Here is a 6,458-nt window from a genome sequence, read left to right as displayed (position 1 = left end):
TTTTAGAATCGTAATTATTTGGCTTTCGTTATATCTCGATTTCTTCATCAAATTCTCCTCGGTAGTTATTATACCCAGAGAACTCTAATTTTGACTGGAACAATTATAAGGGGGGATTACAGGGGGATTACAAATTGATTTACCTGTTTTATGAAACAGCAAATTAAAGCCAGATTAACATGGGTAAATCGCTATCTTGAAACTAAAGATGTAGGATATATTTGCCGGAAGCGTGGTATTTCTCGCCCAAAAGAAATTTTTTGTTATTGACCACCGGATAACTCTTTGACCAGTTGCTTTTTTCGCTTAATCAGGAAATAAACTTATCCATTTTACCCACAGCTTGCAAGGCATCAATATATTGTTCTTCTGTATAAGTATTTACCGGCTCAGGATAAGCCAAAACAGCCTTTAAAGTATCATTTGATAGAGTAGGTTTTTGGGGTAAAAAGTAAAAAATTTTGCGGCAGGTATAGATATTTTGCCATCACCATATTTCCATGCTCCAGAGATGGTCTTAAAAGATAACTTTGTCCTAAACCAGATTCAGCTCTAATTATGACATGTTCACTGGCATCAGCTTAAGGTTTAGATGGGTAGGATATAGTCTGAACTTCCTTTAGGTGGCGCAATATTTAATTACAGTAATAAGTTTAATGCTAAGTCTACAAAAGTTTTAATATCTTCCTACACTACCATGGCAATTTTTAAATTTTTTCTGGCTCCCACATGGGCATGAATGATTACGCATAATTTTTTGTTTGGAGGGAGCAGAAGAAACATTAGGAGCCATTCCATCTACATAAAACCATCGGCCCTCAAGTCGATGGAATTCACTTATTTCATGAATTGAGTCTAACTTATCCTCTTCCAAAAAGGTTGCAATGAATTCGACATAACCTTTTTCCGGAGTTTCTTGCCGTGTGTTCATGACTTGCAAGCCAATCCACAGAATTTTTTTCGCCCAATGCTCAGCCGCAAGCGGGTTAAAACCTACTAATGCCTTGCCGCACATGGTCTTTTTTATATAATCTATATTGGCTAAAGAATAAGCTGTATAACGCGAACGCATAAGTTGCTCAGGAGTTTCCGGTATAAATTTACCATCCAAATATAAACCGCAACATACAGAGTAAATTTTATTAGAACCACACGGGCAAAGTTGCATGGAAATCCTTGAAACGTTTATTTTGACTTATCTTTTTTTGCGCGGAACCAGTTTAAGGCAAATGCTGTAGAAGCATCACGAATTTTCATGTCGTCAAGCCACTTATACGCTTCCACTCGCTTGACAAGATGGGTTTTAATTTCCTCATCATCAACACCAAAAAAACCACTCTTAATTTCCCCATCTACTTCGGCATAATAAAAATAAGCTTTTTCGGTCATGATGCCCGGGCTTTTGTAAATCACAGCAATTTTTTCCAGGCTATCGACGGTTAACCCAGTTTCCTCAAAGATTTCCTTGCGTGCAAGCGCTTCCGGCTGCATATCAGGCTCCATGGTACCGGCAACACATTCAAAAATAAAAGGATCATCATCGGCTTCATTCAAAAAAACACCCGCACGAAACTGCTGGCATAAAATAAAACTATCTATTTGGGGTGCATAAAGTAATACGGAGATAGAATCCGCACTGGAAACCACTTCACGACGTAACGTTATGGCTGTTTTGTCGGGAATTAAACTAGGAATCACCAGGGCGCACTTATAGAAAGATAAATGTCCTGCATAGATTTCTTCTTTGGAAATAAAGTTTGGTTTTTTTTGCATAAACGCTCCATGTTGCAGGTTATTTTATGAACCGACCGTAATAATTAACGCACGCAAACTTTGGACTTAGCAGCCATTTATAGCTTGCGTGAGCCAGCAGCGCGAGATTTAAGAACGTTTTTTTACAAACTTCATCAATCTTTTTTTGCGCTTGACCTGTCGTTCAGATAATTTATTTTTCTTATCTTTAAAAGGGTTTTCTCCGCCTTTAAACTCAAGCCTTAAGGGAGTTCCAATCAATCGTAAATGCTCAGTAAATGAATTTGCCAAATAGCGTTTATAGCTGTCTGGTAAAGAGTCTACCTGATTGCCGTGAATGACAATGATTGGCGGATTGTGTCCTCCAGAATGCGCATACCGTAATTTGATGCGTCTGCCTTTTACCAATGGTGGCGTGTGTTGACTCGTAATATCTTGTAGCAGACGTGTCAGCATCGGTGTCGAAAAATTTTGCATGGCAGATGCATACGCTTGCTCAATATCCTTAAACAGTAACCCTACACCACTGCCATGAAGTGCCGAGATAAATCGTGTCTTGGCAAAGCTGACGAAGGGTAAACGACGTTCCAGTTCTTGCCGGATATTTTCTTTATGTTCACTATCCAGTCCATCCCATTTATTTACAGCAATAACCAATGCCTTACCTGCTTCGATTATAAAGCCCAATAAATGCATGTCTTGCTCAGTTAATCCTTCTTTTGCATCCAATAACATGAGGCAAACATGGGATTCTTTAATTGATTGCAGGGTTTTAATAACGGAAAATTTTTCAATTTTCTCATCTACTCGAGAGCGTCTGCGAATTCCAGCGGTATCGATTAAAACATAGTGGTGCTCGTCGCGGGTAAATGGAATAGCGATGCTATCGCGCGTAGTACCCGGCATATCGTAAACCACAACCCGCTCTTCCCCAAGCATGCGGTTGATTAAAGTGGATTTACCCACATTGGGTCGCCCTACAAATGCAATTTTTATGGCTTGCTCTTCTGCATCTGCTTCTTTGCTGTCAATGGCAGGGAAATCATGAGTGGCATTTCTCAGCAAGGAGTGGATGCCACGTCCGTGCGTTGCAGAAATGGCATGCACTGCAGAAAACCCTAAGGCTTGAAACTCAGCACTGGCAATATCCTCACTTAATCCATCGGTTTTATTTACAACTAAATAAACGGGTTTACTCAATTTTCGCAGGCGATCGGCAATATTTTCATCTATTCCAGTCAACCCCGCCCTGCCATCCACCATAAAAAAGATAGTGTCTGCCTCATGCAAGGCTATTTCAGATTGTTTGGACATTAATGCATCGACAGCCAGATCATCAACGCCAACTCCGCCAGTGTCTACGACAATAAACGCTTTCTCATCAAATTGTGCATCACCATATTGTCGATCGCGGGTTAAACCCGGAAAATCGCCAACCAGGGCATTTTGCGTATGGGTAATACGGTTAAATAAAGTGGATTTACCTACATTGGGTCTTCCTACCAAGGCAATAACAGGGATCATAATAGTTAACTCACAGAGAGGCGATTTAATTTGCCGTTAGCAGTCATCACGTACAGATTGTTTCCTGATACAGCAGGAGCAATATCAATAGAACCCCCAAGCTGGGTTCGAGAGAGAAACTCCCCGGTTTGTGCCGAAAGGACATGCAAGAAACCTGTTTTGTCGCCAATAACCAAACGATTTCCCATAAGCACAGGTTCGGTTAAACTGCGTGCTTTTAGCGCGATTTGTTTCCATTTGACTTGACCATTATGAGCATCGAAAGCCCACACTACATCATCGCTATCGGTCATATATAACGTGCTTGCATCCATGGCCAAATTTTTATACGTGGAAGCCGGTTTACGCCAAATAAATTGACCGTCTGTTAAGGATAAGGCACCGATATAGCCTTGATATCCAGCCAAATAAGCAACATTTCCCCGCACGATAGGATCTGCATCTATATCAACTAGGCGCTCTACATCACTTGCACCACTGGCATAAGCAATGCCGCGTTGCCACACGAGACTTCCGGAATCAAGATCAATCGCATCGAGCTTCCCGTCTGAAAAACCGACTAATGCCACTTTATCTACTATAACAGGCGAAGAGCTGGCTTTGAGAATCAAAGGAGGGGCACCATGATCGGAAACCCATAACTTTTCACCACTGGTTAATCCAAAAGCAAACAAATTGCCATCGATGGTTTTGACTAAAACTTTATTATTTGCAATGACAGGCTTGGATAAGGCATCACTGGAAACTTTAGACTCCCATAACTGCTCGCCATTAGTTTGATTTAACAATATGACGGTTGCAGCATTGGTTCCTAAGGCAATATAGCCGCGAGCGACTGTAGGGCCACTAATCACCCCATTTTTAAGTTGCTTTGACCATAAAACACGCGCAGAATTTTTATCAACAGCTTGCACCATGCCCGCAGCATCTGCTGTATAAACTACATCACCAACAACTGCAGGTTTTAACTTAAGATACATACTCGACTTGGCGGCTTTACCGCTGGCGATGGACCAAGTTTCGACCAACTTTACCCTGGGATGAATAGGCTCTAAAACTGCTGGCTTAGGAGTATTATCCTTACCCAACATGTAATCATCTACTTGAGCGCAGGCTTGCAACAGTAGAAAAAAACTTAAAACAGCAAATGGCTTATTCATTGGTGTTACTAACCTCACGAAAGTGGTTGTCTTTAAAAATATAAAGAGGCTATTAAAAGCCTCTTTATTAAAACAAAACTAGGCAGCTTGAAGTGCTTCATCGCCTCTCATTGAGTGAGTCAATGCCGCCAATTCATTTGTTTTCATTTCTAAAAATAGATTACCCATTCCCTGAGTCTGTGCCTCATCCATTGCTTTTCTATACGATGCAACAGCTTGCGGATACTGGCCTGTCGCAGCATAAATATCCCCTTTTAATTCATTGATAAGAGGCGTGTAAGCTTCATCATTGACCTGATTTAGTGCTGTTAAAGCTTTATCATATAACTTTTCGGCAAGCAGCAAACGTGCCATACGAATTTTAGCAACCTGCTGTAGCGCCAGCATTTTTGAATGCTCTGCCACATATTGCAGTTGCGTTTGTGCTTGTGAATATTTCTCTTTAGCAATAAAAAGTTTTGCTAAAGTAAGGCGGGCAGCATCTGCGTATATCGTATCATTGTACTCTTGAATAAGCTGATTCGCATATGCTCGAATGCCTTTATTGTCGTGATTGGAAAACGCTATCATTAAATGCTCGTAGGCATTCGATGCTTGCTGCGTAATTTTAGACTGGTGCCAACTCCAATATTTGTAGCCAGCAATAGCTAATAAAATAACGGAAAAAATAACGGTTATGATCCCGTTATAACGCTGCCACCATTTTTTTATTGCTTCTATTTGTTCTTGCTCTGTCATATAAACTGACATTCTTCTCTCCTGCTACTGCAAATAGCTTTGTAAGTATTGATTCAAATCCTTTTGCTTGATCACTTGCTGCTCTGTAGGATGGCGTAAGTCTTTGATCCCTATCGTCTGCTGCGCCATTTCGTCTTCCCCTAAGATTAAGGCTAAGCGTGCGCCGCTTTTATCCGCTTTTTTAAATTGACTCTTGAAACTTCCACCCGCGGTGTGGACTAAAATTTGCCGCCGGGGATTTTCATTACGCAAGGATTCTGCCAAAACTAACGCACGTTGCAAAGCATCTTCGCTTACAACAATAAAAAAAACATCTGGAAATGCTTCCTTGTCCTGATTAAGAGACAGGGTTTCACGCAGCAATAATAAGCGTTCAATACCTAGGGCAAATCCCACCGCAGGAGTTGGGTTGCCGCCTAGATGTTCGATTAATTTATCGAATCTTCCGCCGGCACACACAGTTGCCTGGCTACCCAGTTTATCAGTTACCCACTCAAAAACAGTATGGCCATAATAATCAAGCCCACGCACTAAAAAAGGATTGATGGTGTAAGGAATACCAAGGACTTTTAAGCCATCGCATAGAGACTGAAAATGTTGGCGGCTAGCCTCACCCATCTTGTCCAAAAATTTGGGCGCCTGTGAAATTAAGGCTTGCATGTCTGGATTTTTACTATCCAGTATACGCAATGGGTTTCTATCCAGACGGCGTTTGCTGTCTTCATCCAACTGTTCAAAATGTTTATTTAAGTAAGCAACCAGTTCTTCGCGGTACTCCAATCTTTCCGATAATTCGCCCAGTGAATTGATTTGTAACTCAACTGCAGCAGAAATACCCAAAATTTCCCATAAGCGCTTACAAATAGCGATTAACTCCAGTTCAATTCCAACACCGGGAATGCCCAGAGCTTCAACGCCAAACTGGTTGAACTGGCGATAGCGCCCTTTTTGTGGTTTTTCGTGGCGAAACATAGAGCCACAATACCAAAGCTTTTGCTGTTGGTTATGCAGTAAACCATGCTCCAGACAGGCACGCACACAACTGGCTGTTCCTTCAGGTCTTAATGTAATGCTTTCACCATTTAAATCCGTAAAAGTATACATTTCTTTTTCTACAATATCGGTTACTTCACCAATCGTTCTTTTAAATAAACTGGTGCTTTCCAATAAAGGCGTACGGATTTCCTTATAACCATATTGCATCAAACATTGGCTGAATATTTGTTCCAATTGGCGCCAGAGGAAAGTTTCTTCTGGCAATACATCGTTCATACCGCGGATTGC

General features: G+C 41.2%; 6 protein-coding genes. All 6 read right to left on the bottom strand.

From position 1 onward, the window contains the following. Positions 1-676: 676 nt before the first annotated feature. The 6 genes from ELY11_RS10115 to hisS all read right to left on the bottom strand — a co-directional run bounded on the left by ELY11_RS10115 (position 677) and on the right by hisS (position 6,446). Entirely contained in the window at positions 677-1,168 is a 492-nt protein-coding gene (locus ELY11_RS10115) for a YchJ family protein (RefSeq protein ID WP_127033362.1), read from the bottom strand. Between the two features lie 17 nt (positions 1,169-1,185). After that, positions 1,186-1,773, bottom strand: coding sequence for an NUDIX domain-containing protein (locus ELY11_RS10110; protein ID WP_127033360.1), 588 nt, complete (start codon positions 1,771-1,773; stop codon positions 1,186-1,188). Between the two features lie 108 nt (positions 1,774-1,881). After that, positions 1,882-3,276 (bottom strand): ribosome biogenesis GTPase Der, encoded by a 1,395-nt coding sequence (gene der / locus ELY11_RS10105; RefSeq protein ID WP_126954539.1) that lies wholly within the window; start codon positions 3,274-3,276, stop codon positions 1,882-1,884. Between the two features lie 5 nt (positions 3,277-3,281). Further along, positions 3,282-4,436, bottom strand: coding sequence for an outer membrane protein assembly factor BamB (bamB, locus tag ELY11_RS10100; RefSeq protein ID WP_126954540.1), 1,155 nt, complete (start codon positions 4,434-4,436; stop codon positions 3,282-3,284). A gap of 78 nt (positions 4,437-4,514) precedes the next feature. Continuing rightward, positions 4,515-5,186: a YfgM family protein gene (locus ELY11_RS10095; RefSeq protein WP_126954541.1), complete on the bottom strand. Its 672-nt coding sequence runs from the start codon at positions 5,184-5,186 to the stop codon at positions 4,515-4,517. Between the two features lie 12 nt (positions 5,187-5,198). Then, positions 5,199-6,446, bottom strand: a complete 1,248-nt coding sequence (hisS, locus tag ELY11_RS10090) for a histidine--tRNA ligase (protein ID WP_233579816.1) — start codon at positions 6,444-6,446, stop codon at positions 5,199-5,201. Positions 6,447-6,458: the final 12 nt, after the last annotated feature.

This window comes from Legionella septentrionalis (assembly GCF_003989745.1).
Classification (GTDB): Bacteria; Pseudomonadota; Gammaproteobacteria; order Legionellales; family Legionellaceae; genus Legionella_A; species Legionella_A septentrionalis.
Note: the sequence above shows the minus strand (reverse complement) of the source record. Positions and strands in the feature narration are given on the sequence as shown.

What these genes read in the sequence shown, in the direction of transcription:
- ELY11_RS10095 (WP_126954541.1), bottom strand. Translation starts at nt 5,186, where the DNA reads ATGTCAGTTTATATGACAGAGCAAGAACAAATAGAAGCAATAAAAAAA.
- ELY11_RS10110 (WP_127033360.1), bottom strand. Translation starts at nt 1,773, where the DNA reads ATGCAAAAAAAACCAAACTTTATTTCCAAAGAAGAAATCTATGCAGGA.
- ELY11_RS10115 (WP_127033362.1), bottom strand. Translation starts at nt 1,168, where the DNA reads ATGCAACTTTGCCCGTGTGGTTCTAATAAAATTTACTCTGTATGTTGC.
- bamB (WP_126954540.1), bottom strand. Translation starts at nt 4,436, where the DNA reads ATGAATAAGCCATTTGCTGTTTTAAGTTTTTTTCTACTGTTGCAAGCC.
- hisS (WP_233579816.1), bottom strand. Translation starts at nt 6,446, where the DNA reads ATGAACGATGTATTGCCAGAAGAAACTTTCCTCTGGCGCCAATTGGAA.
- der (WP_126954539.1), bottom strand. Translation starts at nt 3,276, where the DNA reads ATGATCCCTGTTATTGCCTTGGTAGGAAGACCCAATGTAGGTAAATCC.